Origin of the sequence: Aequorivita soesokkakensis, from assembly GCF_001641085.1 — a bacterium.
In the GTDB taxonomy this organism is placed as follows: Bacteria; Bacteroidota; Bacteroidia; order Flavobacteriales; family Flavobacteriaceae; genus Aequorivita; species Aequorivita soesokkakensis.
Genome location: NZ_LXIE01000029.1, coordinates 1 through 25397, shown reverse-complemented (window position 1 = coordinate 25397; position 25397 = coordinate 1). Strand labels below are relative to the sequence as shown.

Annotated in this window: 25 protein-coding genes and 2 tRNA genes; 17 read left to right on the top strand and 10 right to left on the bottom strand. The window is 37.4% G+C overall.

Annotated features, from left to right (window positions below):
* Positions 1-552: 552 nt before the first annotated feature.
* The 5 genes from thrS to A7A78_RS10225 all read left to right on the top strand — a co-directional run bounded on the left by thrS (position 553) and on the right by A7A78_RS10225 (position 4856).
* On the top strand, positions 553-2499 hold the full coding sequence (gene thrS / locus A7A78_RS10245) for a threonine--tRNA ligase (protein ID WP_068762363.1): 1947 nt from the start codon (positions 553-555) through the stop codon (positions 2497-2499).
* A gap of 58 nt (positions 2500-2557) precedes the next feature.
* Positions 2558-3070: a translation initiation factor IF-3 gene (infC, locus tag A7A78_RS10240; protein WP_094746104.1), complete on the top strand. Its 513-nt coding sequence runs from the start codon at positions 2558-2560 to the stop codon at positions 3068-3070.
* 65 nt (positions 3071-3135) lie between these two features.
* Positions 3136-3333 carry a 50S ribosomal protein L35 gene (gene rpmI, locus A7A78_RS10235; protein ID WP_068762361.1) on the top strand — a complete coding sequence of 66 codons (198 nt, stop codon included), beginning with the start codon at positions 3136-3138 and terminating at the stop codon, positions 3331-3333.
* A gap of 118 nt (positions 3334-3451) precedes the next feature.
* Positions 3452-3796 (top strand): 50S ribosomal protein L20, encoded by a 345-nt coding sequence (gene rplT, locus A7A78_RS10230; protein WP_068762360.1) that lies wholly within the window; start codon positions 3452-3454, stop codon positions 3794-3796.
* A gap of 112 nt (positions 3797-3908) precedes the next feature.
* On the top strand, positions 3909-4856 hold the full coding sequence (locus A7A78_RS10225) for an OmpA family protein (protein WP_068762359.1): 948 nt from the start codon (positions 3909-3911) through the stop codon (positions 4854-4856).
* Here the strand turns inward: A7A78_RS10225 and A7A78_RS10220 are convergent.
* The 6 genes from A7A78_RS10220 to tgt all read right to left on the bottom strand — a co-directional run bounded on the left by A7A78_RS10220 (position 4853) and on the right by tgt (position 11987).
* Positions 4853-6037: an asparagine synthetase B gene (locus A7A78_RS10220; protein WP_068762366.1), complete on the bottom strand. Its 1185-nt coding sequence runs from the start codon at positions 6035-6037 to the stop codon at positions 4853-4855. The two genes, A7A78_RS10225 and A7A78_RS10220, sit on opposite strands and share 4 nt — an antisense overlap.
* A gap of 121 nt (positions 6038-6158) precedes the next feature.
* Positions 6159-7712 (bottom strand): replicative DNA helicase, encoded by a 1554-nt coding sequence (gene dnaB / locus A7A78_RS10215; RefSeq protein ID WP_068762358.1) that lies wholly within the window; start codon positions 7710-7712, stop codon positions 6159-6161.
* A 168-nt stretch (positions 7713-7880) separates the two neighbouring features.
* Positions 7881-8834, bottom strand: a complete 954-nt coding sequence (locus tag A7A78_RS10210) for an acetyl-CoA carboxylase carboxyltransferase subunit alpha (RefSeq protein WP_068762357.1) — start codon at positions 8832-8834, stop codon at positions 7881-7883.
* Between the two features lie 52 nt (positions 8835-8886).
* On the bottom strand, positions 8887-9789 hold the full coding sequence (locus tag A7A78_RS10205; protein ID WP_068762356.1) for a DMT family transporter: 903 nt from the start codon (positions 9787-9789) through the stop codon (positions 8887-8889).
* Positions 9776-10855, bottom strand: a complete 1080-nt coding sequence (locus A7A78_RS10200) for an LptF/LptG family permease (RefSeq protein WP_068762365.1) — start codon at positions 10853-10855, stop codon at positions 9776-9778. Before A7A78_RS10200 ends, A7A78_RS10205 begins: the two co-directional genes overlap by 14 nt.
* Before the next feature lies 1 nt (position 10856).
* Positions 10857-11987, bottom strand: a complete 1131-nt coding sequence (tgt, locus tag A7A78_RS10195) for a tRNA guanosine(34) transglycosylase Tgt (protein ID WP_068762355.1) — start codon at positions 11985-11987, stop codon at positions 10857-10859.
* Positions 11988-12164: 177 nt separating this feature from the next.
* Here tgt and A7A78_RS10190 point away from each other — a divergent pair, with 177 nt between their 5' ends.
* Positions 12165-13010, top strand: coding sequence for a transketolase (locus A7A78_RS10190; RefSeq protein ID WP_068762354.1), 846 nt, complete (start codon positions 12165-12167; stop codon positions 13008-13010).
* 105 nt (positions 13011-13115) lie between these two features.
* Positions 13116-14069 (top strand): transketolase family protein, encoded by a 954-nt coding sequence (locus A7A78_RS10185; protein ID WP_068762353.1) that lies wholly within the window; start codon positions 13116-13118, stop codon positions 14067-14069.
* A 79-nt stretch (positions 14070-14148) separates the two neighbouring features.
* On the opposite strand, the gene A7A78_RS10180 is transcribed toward A7A78_RS10185, so the two are convergent.
* Positions 14149-15066, bottom strand: coding sequence for an FKBP-type peptidyl-prolyl cis-trans isomerase (locus A7A78_RS10180; protein WP_131811126.1), 918 nt, complete (start codon positions 15064-15066; stop codon positions 14149-14151).
* Between the two features lie 77 nt (positions 15067-15143).
* Here A7A78_RS10180 and A7A78_RS10175 point away from each other — a divergent pair, with 77 nt between their 5' ends.
* Together A7A78_RS10175 and A7A78_RS10170 are read left to right on the top strand one after the other, a co-directional pair.
* Positions 15144-15530: an RNA-binding S4 domain-containing protein gene (locus A7A78_RS10175; protein WP_068762351.1), complete on the top strand. Its 387-nt coding sequence runs from the start codon at positions 15144-15146 to the stop codon at positions 15528-15530.
* Positions 15531-15547: 17 nt separating this feature from the next.
* Entirely contained in the window at positions 15548-16054 is a 507-nt protein-coding gene (locus A7A78_RS10170; RefSeq protein ID WP_068762350.1) for a phosphoribosyltransferase family protein, read from the top strand.
* On the opposite strand, the gene A7A78_RS10165 is transcribed toward A7A78_RS10170, so the two are convergent.
* Positions 16046-16567 (bottom strand): shikimate kinase, encoded by a 522-nt coding sequence (locus A7A78_RS10165; RefSeq protein ID WP_068762349.1) that lies wholly within the window; start codon positions 16565-16567, stop codon positions 16046-16048. The genes A7A78_RS10170 and A7A78_RS10165 overlap by 9 nt on opposite strands.
* A gap of 206 nt (positions 16568-16773) precedes the next feature.
* On the opposite strand from A7A78_RS10165, the gene A7A78_RS10160 reads away from it, so the two are divergent.
* The 8 genes from A7A78_RS10160 (at position 16774) to A7A78_RS10125 (ending at position 22364) form a co-directional block, all read left to right on the top strand.
* A tRNA-Lys gene (locus A7A78_RS10160) sits at positions 16774-16846 on the top strand.
* A gap of 47 nt (positions 16847-16893) precedes the next feature.
* Positions 16894-16976 (top strand) — tRNA-Leu (locus tag A7A78_RS10155).
* A 96-nt stretch (positions 16977-17072) separates the two neighbouring features.
* Positions 17073-17981, top strand: a complete 909-nt coding sequence (locus tag A7A78_RS10150) for a MerR family transcriptional regulator (protein WP_068762348.1) — start codon at positions 17073-17075, stop codon at positions 17979-17981.
* Positions 17982-18117: 136 nt separating this feature from the next.
* On the top strand, positions 18118-19584 hold the full coding sequence (locus tag A7A78_RS10145; protein ID WP_068762347.1) for a phytoene desaturase family protein: 1467 nt from the start codon (positions 18118-18120) through the stop codon (positions 19582-19584).
* Positions 19581-20423 (top strand): phytoene/squalene synthase family protein, encoded by an 843-nt coding sequence (locus A7A78_RS10140; RefSeq protein ID WP_068762346.1) that lies wholly within the window; start codon positions 19581-19583, stop codon positions 20421-20423. The genes A7A78_RS10145 and A7A78_RS10140 overlap by 4 nt, the downstream gene beginning before the upstream one ends.
* Before the next feature lie 78 nt (positions 20424-20501).
* Positions 20502-20951 carry a sterol desaturase family protein gene (locus A7A78_RS10135; protein ID WP_068762345.1) on the top strand — a complete coding sequence of 150 codons (450 nt, stop codon included), beginning with the start codon at positions 20502-20504 and terminating at the stop codon, positions 20949-20951.
* A 3-nt stretch (positions 20952-20954) separates the two neighbouring features.
* A complete protein-coding gene (locus tag A7A78_RS10130) occupies positions 20955-21665 on the top strand; it encodes a lycopene cyclase domain-containing protein (protein ID WP_068762344.1) in 711 nt (236 codons plus the stop codon).
* 114 nt (positions 21666-21779) lie between these two features.
* On the top strand, positions 21780-22364 hold the full coding sequence (locus A7A78_RS10125; RefSeq protein ID WP_068762343.1) for an SET domain-containing protein: 585 nt from the start codon (positions 21780-21782) through the stop codon (positions 22362-22364).
* An 11-nt stretch (positions 22365-22375) separates the two neighbouring features.
* Here A7A78_RS10125 and A7A78_RS10120 read toward each other — a convergent pair whose 3' ends face one another.
* Together A7A78_RS10120 and A7A78_RS10115 are read right to left on the bottom strand one after the other, a co-directional pair.
* Complete coding sequence (locus A7A78_RS10120; protein ID WP_242649267.1) at positions 22376-22939, bottom strand: TlpA family protein disulfide reductase; 564 nt, start codon at positions 22937-22939, stop codon at positions 22376-22378.
* Positions 22940-23009: 70 nt separating this feature from the next.
* Positions 23010-25274, bottom strand: a complete 2265-nt coding sequence (locus A7A78_RS10115; RefSeq protein ID WP_068762342.1) for an aconitate hydratase — start codon at positions 25272-25274, stop codon at positions 23010-23012.
* Positions 25275-25397: the final 123 nt, after the last annotated feature.

Here is a 25397-nt window from a genome sequence, read left to right as displayed (position 1 = left end):
CAATATCTCAATGAACTTTTGTTTCTGATTTTGCTCGCTTTCAAATCGTGTTTTATAGTCACTCATTGTTTTAGCGGGTGCAAATGTACAACTCTTTTTTAAACCTGCAATACTTTTTAAAAAATATTTCAAAAATTTTTAAGAGCGTTGTTTTTTGCTTTTTTGAACGTCTGTATCTGTTCTTCTAAGCGGGTGCAAATATAGATTGCTTTTTCAATCCCACAAACTTAATTGACGTTTATTTTAAATTATTTTTTCAGCAATTAACTAAGCGTTTGAAAAGCCATAACTTAGCTTTGAAAATAAATTTATGCCTTCTTTTTACCTTAATATATATACTATTTTCGAAGTTGTTGCCGCGTTAAGGATTGAACGGCATGTTTGAGCTCTTCCAATGCGCCATAAAGCGCATTGGGAAGCGAGTAGTGAAAGCCTGACCGATAACCGTTTTGCGGTTATCGGGAACGCCCAAAAAATAACAATAATCCATAAATAGTATATTGCAAACCGCCGAAACTAATAGTATCTTTGCACCCTAAAATTTTTCAGTATATGATAGCCATTACCCTACCAGACGGAAGTGTAAAGCATTTTGATGCAGGAGTTACGCCTATGGACGTAGCCAAAAGTATTAGTGAAGGATTCGCACGAAATGTGATTTCGGCATCCTTTAATGATTTAACTATTGAGTCCACTACCCCATTAACGGAAGATGGAAACTTGGTGTTATATACATGGAATAATGACGAAGGAAAGAAAGCGTTCTGGCATTCTTCCGCACATATACTTGCGCAAGCTTTGGAACAATTATATCCAGGAATCAAGTTAACCATTGGTCCGGCTATTGAGAATGGTTTTTATTATGATGTGGATTTTGGCGATAAAACCATTTCGGAAAAAGATCTAAAAGAAGTTGAGGATAAAATGCTTGAGATAGCTCGCGGGAAACACGAATTTTCATTACGCGAATCTTCAAAGACTGATGCTTTGGATTATTATAAGAAGCAAGGCAATGAGTATAAAGTTGAATTGATTGAAAATCTGGAAGACGGAACCATTACATTTTGTGACCACGATACGTTTACAGATTTGTGCCGCGGTGGCCACATTCCAAATACTGGAATTGTAAAAGCCGTTAAATTGATGAGTATTGCAGGAGCTTATTGGCGCGGTGATGAAAAGAACAAGCAGCTTACGCGTATCTATGGAATCAGTTTTCCAAAACAGAAAGACTTAACTGAATATCTGGAACTACTGGAACAAGCTAAACAACGCGATCATAGAAAACTTGGAAAGGAACTTGAGCTTTTCACATTTTCGCAAAAAGTTGGACAGGGACTTCCACTTTGGTTACCAAAAGGCGCTGCGCTTCGCGAAAGACTTGAAAACTTTTTGAAGAAAGCCCAGAAAAAAGCTGGTTACGAAATGGTGGTTACACCACATATCGGTCAAAAAGAACTTTATGTAACTTCCGGCCATTATGCAAAGTATGGCGCAGACAGTTTTCAGCCCATACATACACCTGCTGAAGGCGAAGAGTTTTTGTTAAAACCTATGAACTGCCCGCACCACTGCGAAATATACAATAGCAAACCTTGGTCCTACAAAGATTTGCCAAAGCGTTTTGCGGAATTCGGAACCGTTTACCGTTACGAACAAAGTGGAGAACTTCACGGTTTAACACGTGTTCGTGGATTTACACAGGATGATGCTCATATATTTTGTACTCCTGATCAATTGGATGATGAGTTCAAAAAAGTAATCGATCTGGTTTTATACGTTTTTGGCTCCTTAGGATTCGAAAATTTTTACACCCAAGTTTCATTGCGTGATCCAGAAAAGCCTGAAAAATATATAGGAAGCCTTGAAAATTGGGAGAAAGCTGAAAAAGCAATTATAAATGCTGCCGAAGCAAAAGGACTGGATTATAAAATTGAATATGGAGAAGCTGCATTCTATGGTCCAAAACTGGATTTTATGGTGAAGGATGCGCTGGGAAGAAGCTGGCAGTTGGGCACAATTCAAGTAGATTATAACCTTCCTGAACGTTTTGAGTTAGAATACAAAGGCAGTGACAATGAGACGCACCGTCCGGTAATGATTCACCGTGCACCCTTCGGAAGTATGGAACGTTTTGTCGCCATTCTCTTGGAACACACTGGCGGAAACTTTCCTCTTTGGTTGATGCCTAAGCAGGTGAGTATATTATCATTAAGTGAAAAATATGAAAAATACTCACAAAAAGTTTTAGATTTGCTTGAAAATGACGAAATTCGCGCCCTTGTCGACAATAGGAACGAGACGATTGGCAAGAAAATCAGGGAGGCTGAAATGAACAAAATCCCGTATATGTTGATTGTTGGAGAGCAGGAGGAAAAAGATGGAACGGTTTCTGTACGTAAACACGGTGAAGGTGATTTAGGCACAATGACGCCAAAAGCCTTTTCAGAATTGATTCAACAAGCAGTAAAAGACGAATCGAAAGAATTTAATGTTTAACTAAAATTAGTAAGCCATAGCAATACGAAGAAAAAGAAGCAAGGGACCTGCAAGGGTAATTAAGGAAGATCAACACAGAATCAACGGAAAGATTCGTGCTGAAGAAGTACGTCTTGTAGGAGATAATGTTGAAATAGGAGTTTATCCTTTAAAGAAAGCGAGGGAAATTGCCGAAGAGCAAGAACTCGATCTCGTTGAAATTTCACCAAATGCAAGCCCGCCAGTTTGTAAAGTAATAGACTATAAAAAGTTTGTTTACGAACAGAAAAAACGTGAAAAGGCATTAAAGGCCAAAGCAACCAAGGTAACCATTAAGGAAATCAGGTTTGGTCCAAATACTGACGATCACGATTACGATTTTAAAAAGAAACACGGCGAAAAGTTTTTGCAGGAAGGCTCAAAACTGAAAGCATACGTTTTCTTTAAAGGTCGTTCCATCATTTATAAAGACCAGGGTGAAATTTTACTTTTGCGTCTTGCCCGGGATCTTGAAGAATTCGGAAAAGTGGAGCAAATGCCAAAACTGGAAGGCAAGCGAATGATTATGTTCATTGCCCCGAAAAAGAAATAACTCTTTGATTTTCAAAAGAAATTGAAGTTTACAATAAAGCGAAGTAATAATAAAAAGTAGGAAACATGCCGAAACAAAAAACAAAATCCAGTGCCAAAAAGCGTTTTAAGCTTACAGGTACAGGTAAGATCAAAAGAAAGCATGCGTTTAAAAGCCACATCTTAACAAAGAAGTCTAAAAAACGTAAGCTTAAATTAACTCACGACGGTTTGGTACACCAAGCAGACGAGAGTAATGTGAAACAAATGCTTCGAATGAAGTAATTGTTACACCGGTTAAAACAATTATTTAAACCCTGGAGTAGAGCTTTATAAAGAATTCAGAATTCAGAATTCATAATTCAGAATTAAAGAATCGCCTGCTACAAAAAAAATCAAAATTATGCCAAGATCAGTAAATTCAGTTGCGAAGAGAGCCCGCAGAAAAAAGGTACTTAAACAAGCCAAAGGTTTCTTTGGAAGACGTAAAAATGTATGGACAGTTGCTAAAAACGCTGTGGACAAAGCTATGCTTTATTCATACCGTGACCGTCGTGCAAAAAAGAGAAATTTCAGATCCTTATGGATTACCCGTATCAACGCGGGTGCAAGACAGCATGGAATGTCTTATTCACAATTTATGGGAAGTTTAAAAAACAGTGGAATCGAACTTAACCGTAAGGTTTTGGCAGATTTGGCTATGAACCACCCAGAGGCTTTTGCCGCAATCGTAAAACAAGTAAAATAAGACATTTATAAACTATATTATTTCGCCTAAAAACCGCTTCAGCAATGAAGCGGTTTTTTTATGTAAAAATTTCAACTAAAGAAGTTTCAGTATCTTCGTTAAAAATAGACGAATGCTTCGAACTGTACTTCTTCTTTTTATAATGCTTTTTATATCAGAAGGTTTTCTTTTTGCACAGAAAGGAACCGGAAAACGTTACAGAATTGATAGATATGAATCTATTTATCTTCCCTTGGGAAAAATTTCCTTTGCCGATAAGCTGATTGAATATAAGGTTGGGGCGCCCGCTCCGATTCAAAAATATAGGGATAGCATACAATGCCTTCACGAACCGAACTACAAAAATTATCAAACTCCAAATTTTATATCCTTAGGTTGTGGCGGAAGTCTGACCGTAGAATTTACAGACAATGGGTTTATGAATTTGCCTGGAGATGATCTCTATCTTTTTGAAGTTGGCCCTTCCAAGGAACCAGCCAAAGTAGAAATTTCACAGAATGGGAATGATTGGATTTATGCTGGAAAAATTGCAGGTGGAAAATCTTCAATAGATTTAAGTAAGGCGGGAATTGATGATGAAACTGTTTTTTATTTTCTTCGAATTACTGATTTAAAAGACCTCTGTAAAAGCAAAAGTGCCGGTGCCGATATTGATGCTATTGGCGCAATAAACAGTGTTATAAAACTTACTATCAATGCGGATGTTTTGTTTGATGTTGCCAAATTTGATTTAAAAGAATCAGCTAAACAAAGTCTCGATTCCCTTAAAACTTCAATCGAAAAAATTGACAAAGCAACTATTTTAATTCAAGGGCACACGGATAGCGATGGTGATGAAGTTTCAAACATGACACTTTCTGAAAAAAGATGTATTTCTGTAAAAGAAAGGTTGAGAGAAATTTTCGGTGATGAATCTCTTTATGAATTCGAGATAAAACCTTACGGTGAAGACAAACCTCGTTTTCCAAATGATTCCGAAGAAAACAAACAACAAAACCGGAGAGTGGAAATTACGGTTTTGCCTCCCAAAGATTACTACGATAGTTTAAAGAAAACTTAGGTTTTCTGTTTCTTTTTCTTTGCCGCGGGGAACAATACATTATTTAAAATAAGCCGATAACCCGGTGAATTGGGATGTAGCGCCAATTCAGTTTTCGCATCCCCTACTCTATGCTGATAGTCTTCGGGATCGTGGCCGCCGTAAAAAGTAAAGAAACCTTTTCCTTTTATTCCGTGAATGTATCGCGCTTCGCCATTGGTTTTGTTTTCGCCCATCACCAAAACATTACTTTTAATTTCATCTGGGTCAAAAGAAGTGGTCTGCCCCATAAAACCTTTTACCAAAGCAGTATGGTTTTGACAAAGCATCGTTGGAATTGGGTCCCACTTTGCTGAATAATCCATCAAAGTGAAGTAATCAGACTCTTTTGAAACCCGCCGTTTTTCAGTCATATCAATACTTGAAAATTCATATACCATGGGGCTGCGTTCCAAAATAAAATCCTTAAAAGCAAAGGTTTTATTATAATCAATCTTGCTTTGATAGCCTGGTTCGCTCGGGTCGCCGTCAAACATTGGTTCACAAATATCAACGCCTTCGGCGGAAAGGGCAATGTCAAAACTATCCGTAGCGCTGCACATTGCGAACATAAAGCCGCCGCCAATTACATAATCGCGAATCTTTTTTGCAACATCCAGCTTTTCTTCGGAAACCTTATTATAGCCCAGTTTTGCAGCAAGCGCTTCTGCCTTATTTTTTTCTTCAATATACCAAGGTGCGGAACGATAGGCGCGGTAAAATTTTCCATATTGGCCAGTGAAATCTTCGTGGTGCAAATGCAGCCAATCATAAAGAATCAATTGATCTCCCAAAACTTCTTCATCATAAATTACAGTGTATGGAATTTCCGCATACGTTAAAACCATAGTCACGGCATCATCCCATGGAAGATTTCCTTTTGGGGAATATACCGCGATTTTTGGCGCTTTCTCTAAAACAACGGCGTCCATATTTTTTGAAGGACTACTAATATCCGTAAGTATTTGTTCAGTTTTACTATCCGAAATCACTTCAAAAGAAACTCCGCGAATCTGGCATTCCTTTTGAATTTCGGGGGAATCTGGCATCAAAAAAGAACCGCCGCGATAGTTTAGCAACCACTTCACCTTTTGCTGCTTTTCTAAAACCCAATACGTAATTCCGTAGGCTTTTAAATGTTCCTTTTGGCTTTCGGCATCCATAGGAATAAGAATGTATGAAGCCGAAGCTTTTATGGAAAAGAATACTAAGAATATGATTAAAGTGAAACGTTGCATCGTGCGAATATAACGACAATTTTTAAGCCAAAGTACCTACAGATTATTAAAACGGCACATCATTATCCTCCTCAATTGAAAAATCGTTGTTCATTGAACTTCCAAAGGCTTCGTTTGGAGAAGGCAGGTTTTTGGTTTTAAAAGTATCATCATTTGCCGCATCGTTCATTCTTGAATGGATTTCCGTTGGTGTATCAAAATTATCCAGACTTTCAAACTTACCGAGATGGCCGATAAACTTCAAACGGATTTCATCCAAACCACCGTTACGGTGCTTTGCAACTATGAATTCTGCCTGACCAGCTGTTGGTGTGTGTTCCTCATCATCCCATTCATCAATTTTGTAGTATTCGGGACGGTAAATAAAGGAAACAATGTCTGCATCCTGCTCAATCGCTCCAGATTCACGAAGATCGGAAAGCAATGGTCTTTTGCTACCGCCACGGGTTTCAACAGCACGGGAAAGTTGGGAAAGCGCAATTACAGGAATGTTCAGTTCTTTCGCTAAAGCTTTTAAGTTTCTGGAAATTGTTGAAATTTCCTGTTCACGGTTCCCTCCTTTTTGACTTCCGCCGGCTGTCATCAATTGCAAATAATCTACAATTATAAGTTTGATGCCGTGTTGTGATGAAAGTCTTCTTGCTTTTGCGCGTAAGTCAAAAATGGAAAGAGAAGGCGTATCATCAATAAAAAGTGGTGCTTTTTCGAGGCCTTTCACCTTTACGTTAAGTTGCTCCCATTCGTGTTTTTCAAGGTTTCCAGTTCTTAATTTTTCTGAACTAAGTTGTGTTTCCGAAGAAATTAATCGAGTAATAAGTTGAACCGAAGACATTTCCAAAGAGAAAAATGCCACGGGAATGTTGTGCTCCACAGCAATATTTCGGGCCATTGAAAGCGTCAACGCCGTTTTACCCATACCTGGACGGGCGGCGATAATAATCAAATCACTGGGTTGCCAGCCAGAGGTAAGTTTATCAACTTTTGTAAAACCAGACGGAACTCCCGAAAGCCCTTCTTTATTGGCAATTTCTTCAATTCTTTTCTTTGCTTGGATTACAAGGTTTTGGGCAGTTTCAGAAGAACGTTTTATATTACCTTGGGTAACTTCATATAATTTCGCTTCGGCATTGTCCAAAAGATCAAAAACATCGGTCCCTTCATTATAGGAATCCTCAATTATTTCGTTTGAAATTTTTATCAGACTGCGTTGAATATATTTCTGAAGAATGATACGCGCGTGAAATTCAATATGTGCAGAAGAAGATACTTTTTGCGTCAATTGAATCAAATAAAACTCTCCCCCAACGAGTTCGATTTTCCCTTGCTTCTTAAGTTGTGTTGAAACGGTTAATAAGTCCACAGGTTGGCTGTCTTCGAACAGATTGTGAATGGCTTCAAATATGTGTTGATGTGCTTGTTTGTAAAAAACCTCGGGATGTAGGATATCTATTACTTCATCAACCCCTTTTTTGTCAATCATTAAAGCTCCAAGTACAACTTCCTCTAAATCAATAGCTTGCGGCGGTATTTTACCTTTTTCAAGTGATATTACTTGCGAAGTACGGTTTGAAAAACTGGTTTGGGCTTTGATTTTTTCCATGAAGCGAATGTAAAGAAAATGTTAAGAGGATGTATTGGTTTAGTAATGTTCTATATTAACCGTTCATCAACAATTGAACTGTTGAAAACTCGAAAATATTGTTAATAACCCGTAAAAAAATCCGAGGCTCTCGCTTCGGATTTACGGTATGATAAGCTATAGTTAGTTTTAACTTTTGAACTCGCCCATTTTCAAATATTTATCCATCCTATTTTTTACTAAATCTGTTGGGGATAACATTTTTAATGCTTTATAAGACTTATCTATGGCGCTTGCAACGGTTGTAAAAGTTTTCTCACGGTTGCTATGTGCACCGCCCAATGGTTCCTTTACAATCTCGTCAATCAAAGTCAATTTTTTCATATCGGTAGCAGTAAGTTTTAGCGCTTCTGCAGCTTGTTCCTTAAACTCCCAGCTTCGCCATAAAATGGAAGAGCAGCTTTCTGGAGAAATTACAGAATACCATGTGTTTTCGAGCATCAAAACTTTGTCTCCAACGCCAATTCCCAAAGCACCACCACTGGCTCCTTCCCCAATGATAACAACAATAATAGGCACTTTTAGGCGTGTCATTTCCAAAATATTTCTGGCAATGGCTTCGCCTTGTCCTCTTTCCTCTGCTTCCAAACCGGGAAATGCCCCAGGAGTATCAACAAAACATACAACAGGTACATTAAATTTTTCTGCAGATTTCATCAATCGCAATGCCTTTCTGTAGCCTTCGGGATTTGCCATTCCAAAGTTTCTGAACTGGCGGGTTTTTGTATTGTAGCCTTTTTGCTGGCCCACGAACATATAGCTTTGGTCGCCAATTTTTCCAAGACCGCCTACCATCGCTTTATCATCCTTAAAGCCACGGTCACCGTGAAGCTCCAAAAAAGAATCCCCACAAATGGCTTTAATATAATCCATTGTATAGGGACGATCTGGATGGCGGGAAAGTTGCACTCGCTGCCAAGGGGTAAGGTTTTTATAGATTTCTTTTTTGGTGTCGGTTAGCTTTTTTTCAATCTGTTTGCAGGTATTAGTAACATCTACATTACTTTCCGTGCCAATAAGGCAAGCCTTCTCATATTGCTCTTGCAATTCTTTTATAGGGAGTTCAAAATCAAGATATTCCATAATATTTCTCCTTCTTTTTATAAAGGTTGGTGTACAAAGATAAAATTTTGTTTTAGGTGTTATGCAATCTTCTTCGTTTTCTTTCTTGTGTTATTTTAATGATTCCGTTGGCAATTACCGTAATTAGAATAATAACAGCCCCATAATAAAACTGCGGACTCATATTTTCGGAATCGCCCAAAACGATGAGCGCCAAAATAATACCGTAAACCGGTTCCATATTTATGGTTAGCATTACAGTGTATGGACTTATCCATTTCATTACATGTATTGATGCGATAAAAGCATAGGCTGTGCAGGCTGATGCCAATATGAAAAGATATATCCAATCGTGGGCAGAAATAGTGAAAAATTCAGCAGTAAATTTTCCTGAAAACGCTAAATAAATTGAGATTCCCAAAACGCCAAACATCAATTCATAAAATGATATTACCGATGCTTTGTGCTTCAGAACATATTTTCCGTTTATTACTGAAAAAAGCGCACTTAAAAATGCAGAACACAACGCCAAAATTATTCCCAATGTGTAGGATGCTTCCACATCAAATATTATGTAAAGCCCTACAATTACAATAAGCCCAAACAATACTTCGTATAAAATAATTTTTCTTCCGTAAAGCAAAGGCTCCAAAAGCGATGCAAAAAAAGCACCCGTAGAAAGCACTGCTAAAGTCACGGAAACGTTTGAAGCCTTGATGGCTCCAAAAAAAGTGAGCCAATGCAACGCAATGATAATGCCGGCCAAACCAAAACCTGCTAACGTTTTCAGCGAAAATTTCAGGTTTTCCTTTCTGAATTTTAGAAACACAAAAACGATTAAGGTAGCCAATAACATTCTATACCAAACCAGCGGAATGGCTTCCAAGGAAATCAACGCACCCAAAACAGCGGTAAAACCCCAAATAAAAACTATAAAATGTAAATGAAGGTAGTTGAGGAGCTTATCGTTTCGCATTTCTTAAAAGATAAATTGCCAATATTCCAAATACAAAATTTGGAAACCAAGTTGCTATAAATGGGGAAAAATCACTTTGCTCAGCCATTGTACCAAAAATTTTATCGAAGAATATAAAAACCATCCCAATACTTATACCAATGGCAAGGTTAACGCCCATTCCGCCGCGCCTTTTCACAGATGAAACCGCAACGGCTATAATTGTAAGAATATAAGCTGAAACCGGCAAACTCCAACGTTTGTAACGTACAACCTCATATCGATTTATGTATGACGAACCACGGGCCTTTTCCTTTTTGATGAAATCATTCAGCTCCGTAAAATTCAACGTTTCGGCTATATAGGTTACGGGGGTCAAATCTTCCAGATCAAAACTGAAAACCGTATCCAGTTTGGGCTTGTTTTCCAAAATATCTCCATTCTCCCCTATCTTCCTTTTATTGTAATGGAACAGGGAATAAGTGCTATCTTTTTCATTGAATTTAATCTGTCCCGCAGAAATTTTGTAAGTCATTTTATTGCCTTCAAAATGTTCCAATGTGAAATTACTTCCAACTTTTTCGGTTACATTAAAATAGCTCACATAGATATAATCCTTATCATTTATCTGTGTATAAACGTTGCTTTGGTCCCGATCTTTTTTTCCTTTATTCAAATATTCAAAAGCAAATTCATTAAAACCCTTACTCGCCTTTGGAGCCAAATACATACTGAAAACCAATGCGGCTGCACATACTATTGTTGCCCCAATTATATATGGACGAAGAAATCTGTAATAGGAAACGCCACTGCTCAAAAAGGCGATAACCTCTGTATTGTTGGCCAATTTTGAAGTGAACCAAATAACGGAAAGAAAGAGAAACAGCGGAAAAAGGAGGTTCGCAAAATAGATAGTGAAATTATAGAGATAGATCATTACCTCCATAAAAGGCACCTCATTTTCAAGAATCTTATCAATCTTTTCAGCGAGGTGGACCGTGATTCCTATAGGTATAAAGAGTAGTAAAAGGAGCGAAAAAGTGCCCAAATATTTCTTTAATATGTACCTATCCAGTATGCTGAGCATGTTATAGTCTTTGATCCAGTTTTTTGACCATGCCGTTTTTCCATTCGGCAAAATCACCCGCTAATATATGTTTTCTCGCTTCACGAACCAACCATAAATAAAACCCAAGATTGTGGATTGTTGCAATTTGTCTTCCCAGCATTTCGTTCACGGTAAATAAATGGCGAAGATATGCTTTGCTATAATCTGTATCTACCCAAGTAATGCCCATAGGGTCTATTACCGAAAGATCTGCCTCCCACTTTTTGTTTTTTATGTTGATAATCCCTTCGGAAGTGAAAAGCATTCCATTTCTACCGTTTCGGGTTGGCATTACACAATCGAACATGTCAATTCCCAACGCGATGTTTTCCAAAAGATTCACTGGAGTTCCCACGCCCATTAAATAACGTGGTTTTTCCTTCGGAAGAATTTCAGTTACAACAGCAGTCATTTCATACATTTCATCCGCGGGTTCTCCAACTGAAAGTCCACCAATAGCATTACCTTCCGCACCAACAGAAGCAATATATTCTGCCGACTGTCTTCTTAAATCCTTGTAAGTACTACCTTGAACTATTGGGAAAAAAGTCTGGCCATAATCATACTTTAAAGGCGTTTTTTCCAGATGTTTTATGCAACGGTCCAACCAACGATGCGTCATATGCATAGAGCGTTTTGCATAATTGTATTCGCACGGATAAGGCGTACATTCATCAAAAGCCATAATTATGTCTGCACCAATGGTTCGTTGTATTTCCATAACATTTTCAGGAGTGAAAACGTGGTAACTCCCGTCAATATGACTTTTAAATTTTACACCTTCCTCTTTAATTTTTCTATTTGCCGAAAGTGAATACACTTGATACCCGCCACTGTCGGTCAAAATATTACGATCCCAATTCATAAATTTATGAAGTCCTCCCGCTTTTTCGAGAACTGGTGTTTGTGGGCGCAAATACAAATGATAGGTATTCCCAAGAATAATATCTGGGTTAATGTCTTGTTTCAACTCCCGCTGATGCACGCCTTTTACGGTGCCAACGGTGCCAACGGGCATAAAAATTGGGGTTTCAATCACCCCGTGATCTGTAGTTATTGTTGCGGCGCGAGCGCTGCTTTGTAAATCTGTGGCTTCTAATTTAAAGTGCATGCAGCAATTTTTATTGAGGGGGCAAAGATAACGGTTATTAATTCGGAATTGAGAATTCTGAATTCTGAATTTTTAAGCATGTTAACAAAACCCTCAAATCGTTAATAAAAGCATACGCTTCAACTTTGAATGGCTTGCCGAATGCCTTACTTTTGACACTGAAAATTAAAACTAGTTATGGCAGATTACAAAGCACTCGAAGATTTGGTAATTCAAGTCCGAAGAGATATTTTAAGGCAAGTACATAAAGTAAATTCTGGGCATCCGGGAGGTTCGCTTGGTTGTACCGAATTTTTCGTTGCACTCTACAATGAATTGATGGAACGCAATGAAAACTTCACTATGGACGGCATCGGGGAGGATTTATTCTTCCTTTCAAACGGACATATTTCACCTGTATTCTACAGTGTTTTGGCACGGGCTGGCTATTTTCCCGTTGAAGAATTGAACACATTCCGTCTTTTAAATTCACGTTTGCAGGGACACCCAACTACTCACGAAGGTTTGCCGGGTGTTCGTATTGCTTCGGGTTCTTTGGGACAGGGCATTTCAGTTTCTATTGGAGCAGCGCTTGCAAAAAAACTCAACAAAGACAAACATTTAATTTATACCCTTTGTGGCGATGGCGAATTGCAGGAAGGCCAAAACTGGGAAGCAATTATGTATGCCGCCGGAAATAATGTGGACAACCTGATTGTTACCGTAGATTTAAACGGGCAGCAGATTGATGGTTCTACAAAAAATGTACTTCCACTCGGAAATTTGAAAGCAAAATTTGAGGCTTTTGGTTGGGATGTGATGGATATTGAAAAAGGAAACGATTTAAAAGCAATCGTTTCTGGAATGAAAAAGGCCAAAGAAAAAACCGGCAACGGAAAACCTGTTTGTGTTTTGCTACATACGGTAATGGGCAATGGTGTTGATTTTATGATGCACACCCACGATTGGCACGGAAAAGCACCAAATGACCAACAGTTGGAAACTGCGCTTTCACAAAATCCTGTAACCTTGGGAGATTATTAAAAGCCCCTTAACCCCCGAATGGTAAACTCAGACTCTAAAATGAAATTATTAATTTAAAATATAACCCGCTATAAGCCCCTCCTTTGGAGGGGTTGGGGGAGGCTTATGAAAAAATATACAGATACAGGTAAAAAAGATACACGTTCAGGTTTTGGAGATGGATTGACGGAACTTGGAAAGAAAAACAAAGATGTAGTCGCACTTTGCGCAGATCTTACCGGTTCGCTTAAAATGGACGAGTTTAAGGAAAACCATCCAGATCGTTTCTTTCAAATAGGAATTGCGGAAGCGAATATGATAGGGATTGCAGCAGGAATGACCATTGGCGGGAAAATTCCATTTACAGGAACTTTTGCTAACTTTTCTACAGGAAGGGTTTACGATCAAATTCGCCAAAGCGTTGCATACAGCGGGAAGAATGTAAAAATTTGTGCTTCACATGCCGGTATTACTTTAGGTGAAGATGGCGCAACGCACCAAATTTTGGAAGATCTTGGCTTGATGAAAATGCTTCCAGGAATGACTGTGATCAATACTTGTGATTATAACCAAACCAAAGCAGCCACTATTGCAATTGCAGATTTTGAAGGACCTGTTTACCTTCGTTTCGGAAGACCAAAAGTTGCAAACTTCACTCCAGCAGATCAAAATTTCCAAATTGGGAAAGCTGTTCAATTACAGGAAGGAACTGATGTGACCATCATTGCTACTGGCCATTTGGTTTGGGAAGCCCTGCAAGCTGCTGAAACTTTAAACGAAAGTGGAATTACAGCCGATGTTATAAACATTCACACCATAAAACCTTTGGACGACGAAGCAATTCTAAAAAGCGTTAAGAAAACAGGCTGTGTGGTAACAGCTGAGGAACATAACTTTTTGGGAGGTTTAGGTGAAAGCGTTGCTCGCTTACTTTCTACACATCATCCGGCTCCACAAGAATTCATTGCAACTCAAGATACTTTTGGGGAGTCTGGAACTCCAGAGCAATTGATGGATAAATACGGACTGAATGCTTCAGCAATTGTAAACGCTACAAAAAAGGTTATTGCGCGTAAATAAATAATTGCAAATATTACCCTTAAAAAAAGCCCCATTCTATTATATAGAATGGGGCTTTTTCTTCATTTATATTTCTTTATTAACTATCAGAATCCAAATAGTCCGGAATGCCGTCACCATCAACATCTGGGAATGTAATATTGCCATTTCCGTCAATTTCAATTTCGTATTTCGTAAGACGACCATCGTTATCATCATCATCATCCAAATAGTTTGCAGCGCCAGCGTTATCGGTATTGTCATCCATCAAATAACCATTACCATTAAGATCTTCCATATATGATGGAATACCATCTTCATCGTGATCAGTAACTTCAGATTCAAATAATTCAAATGAAAAGATAACTTGATCATAAGCATTTAATCCTCCGGAAGCACCGTATTGATAATAAGCAAGACCTGAAGGAATAAATGCGGCGCCAATTCCATAATCTTCAAAAGTTAGTGTACCATCGGGGTTAGAAATTACATTTCCAGCTCCATTAAATTCAATAATTACTTGTTGAAGCCCTCTAATTATTCCAGACGATGATCCATTATCCACTAAATTGAAGCGAACAGGAATCACCGAGCTATCAAAAAGATCAAGATTCATTAACCTTCCATCATAGGTATTAAAAGTATTATCTGAAAAATGCGGTCTCTCCCCTTCTCCTTGTCTTACTTTCAAGTAATATAATTTATAGGTTACATCTGTATCTTCTATATCTTTAACTTCCTTAAAAGTAACCTGCTGAATTAAAGGAGTTTTTGAGGCATTATCGCCAGCAATCGTGTCAAATTTCAATTTAAAGTTTTGAGGATCCGCTTCAAAATCTTCATAGTTATAAAAATGTGTTTCCAAAAATTCTTCAATTTCAGCTTGTGCCCGTATTGCTTCCTCTCCGCGATCTCTTGGCGGAATAACCTCTACCCCTGGATCATCTTTTTTACAGGAAACCGTTACGGCAAGTATTATTACCAATATTCCTAAAGCGTATTTAATTTTTATCATCATCTATTATTTGTGGGCGCAAGATACAATTTTCCACTATTTTTGTATAAAACATTAACGTTGTTTTTGGGATAATAATTATGAGGATTGATAAATATTTATGGTGCATTCGGTATTTAAAAACAAGGAATATCGCTACAAATGCATGCAAAAAAGGCTCAGTGCGGGTGAATGGCGATATTGTGAAACCCTCACGCGATGTATATGCGGGTGATAAAATTACACTTCGGAAGGAACAGATTAATTATGAAATTGAAGTGCTGGATCTTCCCGAAAGCCGTGTAGGAGCGAAACTTGTAGATATTTACAGAAAAGACAACACCCCAAAAGAAGCATTTGAAACCAACGAGATGTTGCAGTATGCCAAAACATATTATAGAAACAAAAGAATTGGCAGGCCTACAAAGAAAGATAGACGCGATTTAGACGATTTTACGGAATCTCCCGAAAAAGAACCCGAAGCTTAATAATTATATTTAAAGAAATGATACAAGAAACCAGCACCGTAATACTTGACAAAAAGCAAATAGCCCACAAAATTAAAAGGATAGCCTATCAACTTTATGAAACCAACGTTGATGAAAAGGAAGTAATTATAGCCGGAATTATGGACAATGGCTTTATACTGGCAAAAAAAATAAAGGCCGAAGTTGAAAAAATTTCACCCATAAATGTTGTGCTGTGTGAAGTGATCATTGATAAAAAAAATCCAACAACCGAAATAAAGACATCTTTAAAAAAGGAAGAGTATAAAGACAAATCGCTTTTACTGGTTGACGATGTGCTGCATTCCGGAACTACTTTGATTTATGGCGTAAAGCATTTTTTGGAAGTGCCGCTAAAGCAATTTAAAACTGCTGTACTCGTGGATAGAAATCATAAAAAATACCCTGTAAAAGCAGATTTCAAAGGAATTTCGCTTTCAACTTCTTTAAATGAAAATATCTCGGTGATTTTTGAAAAAAATAATGACAGAGCCGTTTTAGAATAGTTTCAAAATTATTTTTTCAACTATTTTTTCAATGCTTTCATTTTCCGTTTCAACAATCAAATCTGCTTGGTTGTAGTAATAAGACCGCTCAAAAAGATGCTTTCTAATAAAGTCATTTACTTCGCCCTCACTTTTTAAATGCGCAATTAAAGGACGTTTTGCTTTTTCCGCGAAAAGTCTTTCACATAAAGTATCAAGAGAAGTTTTTAAATATATGGTTACTACATTTTCCATTTTAGACATAAAAGCCATTGAGTCTGCATAACACGGGGTTCCTCCTCCTGTAGCCAAAACAAAATTTTCTTTTTTCGAAATTGTTTTTTTAAGCACTTCCTTTTCAATCTTTCTAAAATAAATCTCTCCTTTTTTTGAAAAAACATCAGTTATTCTGCTGTCTTCTTGCTTTTCAATCTCAGAATCAAGATCCTTAAAAGGAACGTTTAGCACTTCAGATAATTTTTCACCTATTGAAGACTTTCCACTTCCCATATAACCAATCAAGATTAATTTCATATAATTCAAATTACAAATTTTAATGTTTTACGAAACGAATTGAAACAAAATTTTATGGAATTTCATTGCAAATAACGATTTTAAAATAAAAAATTCATTTGTGAACCCCTGTTTGTCAAGAGTTTTAAATTTTTATCAAATTTAATTGATTTTCGTTTTGAAAAATTAATTTAATGATAGTATATTTGCACCCGCATTCAAAGGAAGACCTGGTAGCTCAGTTGGTAGAGCACCTCCCTTTTAAGGAGGTGGTCCTGGGTTCGAGCCCCAGCCAGGTCACAAAAAGTTAAACTTTCAGTTTAACTTTTTTTGTTTAAAGCACTTACACCCGGGTGCTGGAATTGGTAGACAGGCATGGTTGAGGGCCATGTGTCCTCAGGACGTGTGGGTTCAAGTCCCATCCCGGGTACAAAATTTCTTTCTGTGTTTAGAGAATTTGTTCTTTTTTTAAACATTTTACACTTCTTTTTAGTAATTTAACACTCTATTTTAAACTCTCTTTTCAGTGGTCAAGACACAATTTGGCATTAAGGATCTTGAAAACCTTTCAAACATAAAAGCCCATACTATCCGTATTTGGGAAAAACGATACAAGCTTTTAGAGCCTGATCGCACTGATACAAATATTAGAAAATACAATATTGAGAATTTAAAAAAACTTCTAAATATTGCCTATCTCTATCATGCTGGGCATAAAATATCTACCATTGCCAGCTATAGCCAAGCACAGATTCAAAATCTTATAAAAGAAAATTTAAATGTTTTGGAAGCTGGGTATATGCTTAATGTTTTTAAATCGGCAATGCTTGAGTTTGATGGGGAACTTTTTGACAATACATTAGAAAAGCTTTTGGAACAGAAAAACTTCAGCGAGGTATTTGCTGAAGTGCTTATTCCGCTACTCAATGAAATGGGAGTGTTGTGGCATTCGGGAACTATAGATCCTTCCCATGAACATTTCATTTCGGAAAAAATAAAGCACACCATTATTAAGCATACCAATAATCAAACTACAGCTTCCCCAAAGAAGGATTCTCCCTCTTTTGTATTATACCTTCCCCACCAAGAAATTCACGAAATCGGACTTTTATATGCAAATTATGAAATTCTTTCGGCTGGTTTTAGCACAATTTATTTAGGAGCAAATACTCCATTGGAAAGTTTGAGCCATGTGCTCAAAACAAAAAGTGATGTAATTTTTATTGCCTATTTCACAGTTCAGCCAGAAATGGACAATCTTGAAAAATATATTGAAACTTTTCAAAATGATGTGTGTTCAAATACCCCTTGTGAATTATGGATTATGGGGCCTAAGGCACCGAAACCTCTAAAAAAAATAAGCAGTATTCGGTTTTTTAATGATTTAAAATTGTTTAAAACGCACCTTGAAAATTTTTCAAAAGCCCGATTTTAAAACCTTGTCATTCTTTTTTTAATTCTTAAGGACTTAATTAGAACCTAAATTTCTTTGATATTTTTTAAAGTACCTTAAATAATAAATTGTGTAAATTTCATTTTTGTTTAAATAAAATGTAAATTTGTTAAACATTATGGGTAAAAACGTTGCAGTAATAGGTTCTGGTTTTGCGTCGCTTGCGGCTTCCTGCTATTTAGCGCAGGCAGGAAATCAAGTTACCGTTTATGAGAAAAACCATGCCATAGGTGGTCGTGCCCGGCAATTTAAACAAGGTGGATTTACGTTTGATATGGGTCCAACGTGGTATTGGATGCCTGATGTTTTTGAAAGATTTTTTGCAGATTTTGGAAAACTTCCGTCAGACTTTTACGAACTCGAAAAGTTGAATCCTGCCTATCGTGTATATTTTGGAAAAAATGATTACATAACCATTGAAGACACACTCAAAAAAATATGCATCGCCTTTGAAAAAGAAGAGCCGGGAAGTTCAGTAAAACTTCAAAAATTTATGGACCACGCTTTGCACAATTACAATATAGCCATTAAGGATTTGGTGTATCGCCCAGGCGTTTCACCCTTGGAATTGGTTACCTTTAAAACAATGGGTAAAATTGGGCAATTTTTTAGCACCATTAGCAAAGAGGTCCGCAGCGAATTCAATAATCCGAAATTAATTTCAATCCTGGAATTTCCCGTTTTGTTTTTGGGCGCAAAACCTTCCAACACTCCTGCTTTTTATAGTTTTATGAATTATGCAGATTTCGGTCTCGGAACTTTTCACCCCAAAAAAGGAATGTATTCCGTAATTGAAGGAATTAAAAATCTTGCGGAAGAACTGGGCGTAACAATAAAAACCGATCAAAACGTAGAAAAAATAATTGTTGAAAAAGGAAAGGCTTCAGCAATAGTTGTGAATGGCGAAAAAATAAATGCAGACCTAATTTTAAGTGGCGCAGATTATCACCATACCGAAACACTTTTGGAAGAAAAATTCCGTCAGTACTCAGAAAAATATTGGCAAAAGAAAACTTTCGCCCCTTCTGCCCTACTTTTCTACGTGGGTTTTGACAAAAAAATAGAAAATGTAAACCATCACACTCTATTTTTTGATGTAGATTTTGAAAAACATTCCAAAGAAATATACGATTCACCAGAATGGCCGGAGGAACCACTTTTTTATGCAAGCTTTCCTTCCAAAACAGACGCGAGCGTTTCTCCTAAAGGAAAAGAAGCCGGTATTTTTCTTATTCCCCTAGCTCCCGGTTTGGACGATATTCCGGAAATACGGGAAGAATATTTTGAAAAAATAATGGGCCGTTTTGAAAAAGTAACCAACCAAGAGGTCAGAAATTACGTTATATTTAAAGAGACATTTTGTATAAATGATTTCGTTTCCGACTATAACAGTTATAAAGGAAACGCATACGGATTGGCAAATACACTGCTGCAGACCGCTTTTTTAAGACCCAAATTGAAAAGCGGAAAGGTGAAGAATTTATTCTTTACGGGGCAACTTACGGTTCCGGGACCGGGTGTTCCGCCAGCATTAATTTCTGGAAAATTGGTTGCAGGTTTAATTGAAAAAGAAAATAAAAATTGAAACAACTTTTCGACATAGTATCTGAAGCTTGCAGCAAAAAAGTGACTGAAACCTACAGCACCTCCTTTTCGCTGGCAACGCGTATGTTGGGGCCTTCCATCAGACAGGATATTTATAATATTTATGGCTTTGTGCGCTTTGCGGATGAGATTGTGGATTCATTCCACGAATATGAAAAGGAAATTCTTTTCAACCGTTTTGAAAACGCTTTAGGGGAAGCCTTGCAGGACCGCATAAGTCTGAATCCTATTTTGAATTCGTTTCAGCATACCGTTTATAAATACAATATTGACAAGGAATTGATAGATACTTTTATGGCAAGCATGCGGTTGGATTTAACTAAAAGCACCTATTCCTCAGCCGAAGAATTTAACGAATACATCTACGGTTCTGCAGATGTGGTGGGCTTAATGTGCCTAAAGGTTTTTGTGAAGGGCGATGCCGAAAAATATAACGAGCTGAAAGAATCTGCAATGAATTTAGGCTCTGCATTTCAAAAAGTGAACTTCCTGCGCGACTTGAAAGAAGATTACGAAACTTTAAGCCGAACCTACTTTCCGAACACCAATTTAGAATCGTTGGACGAAACTTCAAAGAAAAAAATAATTGAGGAAATCGAGGATAATTTCAATAAGGGCTACAGTGGAATCCTTCTTTTGCCCCACGAAGCAAAACTTGGGGTTTTCATTGCTTACAGATACTACAAACGTCTTTTGAAAAAATTGCAACAAACACCAGCCATCGAAATAAAAAACTCCCGGATACGTGTCCCCAATATTGAAAAAATAGGGCTTTTAACACGTAGCTACGTAAAATATCAATTAAATTTGGTGAAATGATGGATGCTGGATTCTATTAAAATTCCAAATTAAAAAATCCCAAATTCCAAATCCCGAATTAACAAATAACAAACAACAATGACAATCCTTCTTTGGATATTAATTTTCATAACCACTTTTTGCATTATGGAATTTATGGCGTGGTTTACACATAAATATATTATGCACGGTTTTTTATGGAAACTGCACAAAGACCATCATCACAAAGATCACGGCAGTTGGTGGGAGCGTAATGATTATTTTTTTCTTTTTTATGCATTGGTTAGCATCAGTTGTTTTGTGGGTTGGAGCTATTTCGGTTTTTGGGCAGGTTTACCCATAGGTCTGGGAATTTTCGCCTATGGTGTGGCCTATTTTTTTGTGCACGATATTTTTATTCACCAACGTTTCAAGATGTTCAGAAACGCAAACAATTGGTACTCGCGTGGCATAAGGCGGGCGCATAAAATGCATCACAAACATCTTGGTAAAGAAAAGGGCGAATGCTTCGGGATGCTTTTTCCGCCGCTAAAATATTTCAAAAAATAAGCTATGTGGCATTTGTATCTATTGTTGGACATAGCTTCGCTTAGCGTTCCATTTCTTTTCAGCTTTCACCCAAAATTGAAGTTTTATAGACTTTGGAAATATTTCTTCCCCGCCACATTTGTAATGATGGCTTTTTTTATTCCGTGGGATATTATTTTCACACAACATGGCATTTGGGGATTCAATGAAAAATATCTTTCGGGGATAAAAATAGCAAACTTGCCTTTGGAAGAGTGGCTTTTCTTTATCTGTATTCCCTATGCTTGTCTTTTCACTCTTTATGCTTTTAAAAACTTAATGCCGAAGTTTCGTTTTTCAACTAAAACTACAGCGGTGGTTTATTTTTCTCTGCAAACCCTTTTGATTGCCACCCTACTTTATAATTACGATCATTGGTACACGTCTATTAATTTTGCATATGCCATTGTGCTGATGGCTTTGGTTTTCAATTATAAACGTGACGTCTTGCGTGTTTTCTTCCCTGTTTTTATAATTCTTTTAGTTCCTTTTTTTATTGTGAATGGTTTTTTGACCGGTAGCTGGATCCACGAAGAAGTGGTCTGGTACAACAATGCTGAAAATCTCGGAATCCGAATTAGCACCGTGCCCATTGAAGACAGTATCTACGCCTTGGGAATGCTGTTAACGGTTTTTGTTTTGATGGAAAAATTCAGTGAAAAATATGCTTCCGAAAAAACCGATACCCGAGATTGATTTACTGAAAAAATCGGCAAATTAACGGTATTAAAATTTCATATACAATAGATTGAAATATGTAATTCAATTGAGATTTTGCATTACATTTAATCCTAAAAATTACGTTTATTTATGATACATCCCAAAACGGAACTGCGTTTAATAAGCAAAGAAATTGGCTACGGTGTTGTAGCAAAAGAATTTATTCCGGCCGGCACAATCACTTGGGTATTGGATGAATTGGACCGTGAGTTTACCCCGGCACAGTTTAAAAAAATGAACCCACTTTACCAAAATATTTTAGATACCTATTGCTATCGAAACAACAAAGGAAATTTGGTGCTTTGTTGGGATTACGGCCGTTATGTAAACCACAGTTTTAAGAGCAACTGTCTCTCTACCGCATATGATTTTGAAATTGCAATTCGCGATATCCAGCCCGGGGAAGAGTTAACGGATGATTATGGTTATTTAAATGTATCGGAGCCATTTAAGGGAGTTGATGAAGGAACAAAACGAAAAACGGTTTATCCGGACGATTTACTTAAAAATTACAAGTCCTGGGATAAAAAACTTAATCAAAATTTCCCTAAAATCACTAAAGTTGAACAACCTTTAAAGGAGCTGATTTCGCCAAAATTGTGGGATGAAATTATAAAAATTGCCGATGGAAAAAAGGAAATGGAATCTATTTTGAAGAATCACTTTTCAGGTTAATTTTTACTGAATTACTCCGCAAGCAGTTTATCTAATAAATCCCGAATTTTTGCACTGTTCCAGTCTGCAGCGCCTTCTTCATCAATAATAATTTCAGCGGATTTTGAAATTAAATAGGAAGTCGGAAGCACACTGGATTCCAACTGTTTCGGCGCTTGATAGGTTTGAAGAAAGATTGGCAATTCATAATCGTTCTTTTTCATAAAAGCTTCAACCTTTTCGGGTTTTTCCGATGTAACAAAATAGAAATCCACCCTTTCCCCATAGCTTTCATACAGTTTTTGAAAAGAAGGCATTTCAGCTACACAGGGCGGACACCATGTTGCCCAAAAGTTTACTACGGCTACTTTCCCTTCAGATTCCGAAAAATTTACACCTTCGCCATTTAATTGCTTCAAATTCCAGTTATAATCCTCTAATTTTTCCCGCTCATTTTCTTTCCTTTCCGAAGGTGAAAATGAAACGAGTCTTTGCACAAAAACTTGGATAGGCATTCGTGTTTGCGGAATTATCAGCAATAAAATAAATGCAAAAAATAGAATATTTTTCCAGTGTTTCTTTAAAAAAGAAATCATAATTTTAGGGTATAAAAAAAACCTAACAGATTTTAAAAACCTGCTAGGTTTAAACATTTAAAAAGTTTTTTTAAGCGTTCTGCTTCTTTATCAAATTCAAGGCAGAACCTTCTCTGTACCACTTTATTTGTGCATCGTTATAAGTATGGTTCACTTTAATGGTGTTTTTGCTTCCATCTTTGTGAACAATTTCAATGGTCAAAGGTTTGTTTTCTGAAAAATCAGCAATATCCACAAAATTGAAAGTATCATCTTCCTGAATTAAATCGTAGTCTGCTTCATTTGCAAAAGTTAATCCCAACATTCCCTGTTTCTTCAAATTCGTTTCATGGATTCTTGCAAAAGATTTTACCAAAACAGCTGCGACGCCCAAAAATCTTGGCTGCATCGCCGCATGCTCACGTGAAGAACCTTCGCCATAGTTATGGTCTCCCACTACAATAGTTTTTATTCCCTTTGCCTTATACTCACGCTGAACATCTGGTACTCCGCCATATTCGCCAGTCAATTGATTTTTCACAAAATTTGTTTTTTTGTTGAAGGCATTCACGGCACCAATCAACGTATTATTGGCAATGTTATCCAAATGTCCACGGTAGCGCAACCAAGGCCCGGCCATTGAAATGTGGTCCGTGGTACATTTTCCGAAAGCTTTGATCAACAATTTTACACCCTGCAAATTAGAATCCTTAATGGGTACGAAAGGCTCCAAAAGCTGAAGACGTTCGCTGTCTTTTGCAACTTTCACCTCTACTGAACTTCCGTCTTCCCTAGGTGCCAAATAACCATTGTCATCCACTTCAAAACCTTTTGGAGGAAGCTCCAAACCTCTAGGCTCATCGAGTTTTACTTCTTGTCCGTCTTCATTTAAAAGCGTGTCGTTCATTGGGTCAAAATCCAAACGACCGGAGATTGCGATAGCCGCAACCATTTCCGGAGAACCTACAAAAGCGTGGGTATTTGGGTTTCCATCGGCACGTTTTGAAAAGTTTCTGTTAAAGGAATGTACAATTGTATTCTTTTCATCACCTTTTCTATCACTTCTGTCCCACTGTCCAATACAAGGGCCGCAAGCGTTTGTGAATATTGTAGCTCCAAGGTTTTCAAAAACATTCAAAAGTCCGTCGCGTTCCGCCGTAAAACGAATTTGTTCCGAACCTGGGTTTATTCCAAAATCACTTTTAGGCTTTAACTTTTTATCGATGGCTTGTTGTGCAATAGAAGCCGCACGGGTTAAATCTTCATAGGAAGAATTGGTACAGCTACCTATTAATCCCCAATCCACTTTTATTGGCCAGTCATTTTTCTTTGCCTTTTCCCCCAATTCACCCACGGGAGTTGCTAAATCTGGAGTGAATGGACCATTTAAATGTGGACGAAGTGTAGATAGATTTATTTCAATAACTTGATCAAAATATTTTTCTGGGTTTGCATAAACCTCATCATCGCCCGTTAAATATTCGCGAATTTTATTGGCTTCGTCTGCAATGTCTTCTCTATCTGTAGCACGTAAGAAACGCTCCATTGCATCATCATAACCAAAGGTTGAAGTGGTTGCGCCAATTTCCGCCCCCATATTACAAATCGTTCCTTTTCCAGTACACGAAAGATTTTTTGCACCAGGACCAAAATATTCAACAATAGCGCCCGTTCCACCTTTTACGGTAAGAATTCCGGCTACTTTTAAAATAACATCTTTGGAAGCGGTCCAGCCGTTCAATTCGCCAGTCAATTTAACACCAATCAATTTTGGAAACTTTAATTCCCAAGCCATTCCCGCCATTACGTCAACTGCATCTGCTCCCCCAACTCCTATTGCAACCATACCTAAACCACCTGCGTTTACCGTATGGCTATCCGTACCAATCATCATTCCGCCAGGAAAAGCGTAATTTTCCAATACAACTTGGTGAATAATCCCAGCTCCTGGTTTCCAAAAACCGATTCCGTATTTGTTGGAAACAGATTCCAAAAAGTCGAAAACCTCGTTACTGGTTTCGTTGGCTCGCTTCAAATCTGGAGCAGCACCTTGTTTGGCTTGAATTAAGTGATCACAATGTACGGTTGTTGGAACTGCAACGGTTTTCTTTCCGGCCTGCATAAACTGCAAAAGTGCCATTTGCGCCGTTGCGTCTTGACAAGCAATTCTATCGGGGGCAAAATCTACATAATCTTTTCCACGCTGGAAAGCTTTGTTTGGATTGCCATCCCAAAGGTGGGAATATAATATTTTTTCAGAAAGAGTTAGTGGTTTTCCAGTGATTTCACGTGCTTTATCAACACGTTCGGCCATTTGGGAATAAACCTTTTTTATCATATCAATATCAAAAGCCATAGTTGTATTTTTTGGTGTGTGCGAATTTACAAAAATTTGGAATAATTAAAAAATATTTAATGAAAATGCCTGTTTAGTAAACATAATTCACTAAATAGTAATTTTTATTGATTATAATTGTCG

Bases quoted from the DNA above. Each gene is read 5' to 3' on its own strand.
- thrS (WP_068762363.1), top strand. From the start codon at position 553: ATGATAGCCATTACCCTACCAGACGGAAGTGTAAAGCATTTTGATGCA.
- rpmI (WP_068762361.1), top strand. From the start codon at position 3,136: ATGCCGAAACAAAAAACAAAATCCAGTGCCAAAAAGCGTTTTAAGCTT.
- rplT (WP_068762360.1), top strand. From the start codon at position 3,452: ATGCCAAGATCAGTAAATTCAGTTGCGAAGAGAGCCCGCAGAAAAAAG.
- A7A78_RS10225 (WP_068762359.1), top strand. From the start codon at position 3,909: ATGCTTCGAACTGTACTTCTTCTTTTTATAATGCTTTTTATATCAGAA.
- A7A78_RS10220 (WP_068762366.1), bottom strand. From the start codon at position 6,037: ATGGATGCCGAAAGCCAAAAGGAACATTTAAAAGCCTACGGAATTACG.
- dnaB (WP_068762358.1), bottom strand. From the start codon at position 7,712: ATGGAAAAAATCAAAGCCCAAACCAGTTTTTCAAACCGTACTTCGCAA.
- A7A78_RS10210 (WP_068762357.1), bottom strand. From the start codon at position 8,834: ATGGAATATCTTGATTTTGAACTCCCTATAAAAGAATTGCAAGAGCAA.
- A7A78_RS10205 (WP_068762356.1), bottom strand. From the start codon at position 9,789: ATGCGAAACGATAAGCTCCTCAACTACCTTCATTTACATTTTATAGTT.
- A7A78_RS10200 (WP_068762365.1), bottom strand. From the start codon at position 10,855: ATGCTCAGCATACTGGATAGGTACATATTAAAGAAATATTTGGGCACT.
- tgt (WP_068762355.1), bottom strand. From the start codon at position 11,987: ATGCACTTTAAATTAGAAGCCACAGATTTACAAAGCAGCGCTCGCGCC.
- A7A78_RS10190 (WP_068762354.1), top strand. From the start codon at position 12,165: ATGGCAGATTACAAAGCACTCGAAGATTTGGTAATTCAAGTCCGAAGA.
- A7A78_RS10185 (WP_068762353.1), top strand. From the start codon at position 13,116: ATGAAAAAATATACAGATACAGGTAAAAAAGATACACGTTCAGGTTTT.
- A7A78_RS10180 (WP_131811126.1), bottom strand. From the start codon at position 15,066: ATGATGATAAAAATTAAATACGCTTTAGGAATATTGGTAATAATACTT.
- A7A78_RS10175 (WP_068762351.1), top strand. From the start codon at position 15,144: ATGAGGATTGATAAATATTTATGGTGCATTCGGTATTTAAAAACAAGG.
- A7A78_RS10170 (WP_068762350.1), top strand. From the start codon at position 15,548: ATGATACAAGAAACCAGCACCGTAATACTTGACAAAAAGCAAATAGCC.
- A7A78_RS10165 (WP_068762349.1), bottom strand. From the start codon at position 16,567: ATGAAATTAATCTTGATTGGTTATATGGGAAGTGGAAAGTCTTCAATA.
- A7A78_RS10145 (WP_068762347.1), top strand. From the start codon at position 18,118: ATGGGTAAAAACGTTGCAGTAATAGGTTCTGGTTTTGCGTCGCTTGCG.
- A7A78_RS10135 (WP_068762345.1), top strand. From the start codon at position 20,502: ATGACAATCCTTCTTTGGATATTAATTTTCATAACCACTTTTTGCATT.
- A7A78_RS10130 (WP_068762344.1), top strand. From the start codon at position 20,955: ATGTGGCATTTGTATCTATTGTTGGACATAGCTTCGCTTAGCGTTCCA.
- A7A78_RS10125 (WP_068762343.1), top strand. From the start codon at position 21,780: ATGATACATCCCAAAACGGAACTGCGTTTAATAAGCAAAGAAATTGGC.
- A7A78_RS10120 (WP_242649267.1), bottom strand. From the start codon at position 22,939: ATGATTTCTTTTTTAAAGAAACACTGGAAAAATATTCTATTTTTTGCA.
- A7A78_RS10115 (WP_068762342.1), bottom strand. From the start codon at position 25,274: ATGGCTTTTGATATTGATATGATAAAAAAGGTTTATTCCCAAATGGCC.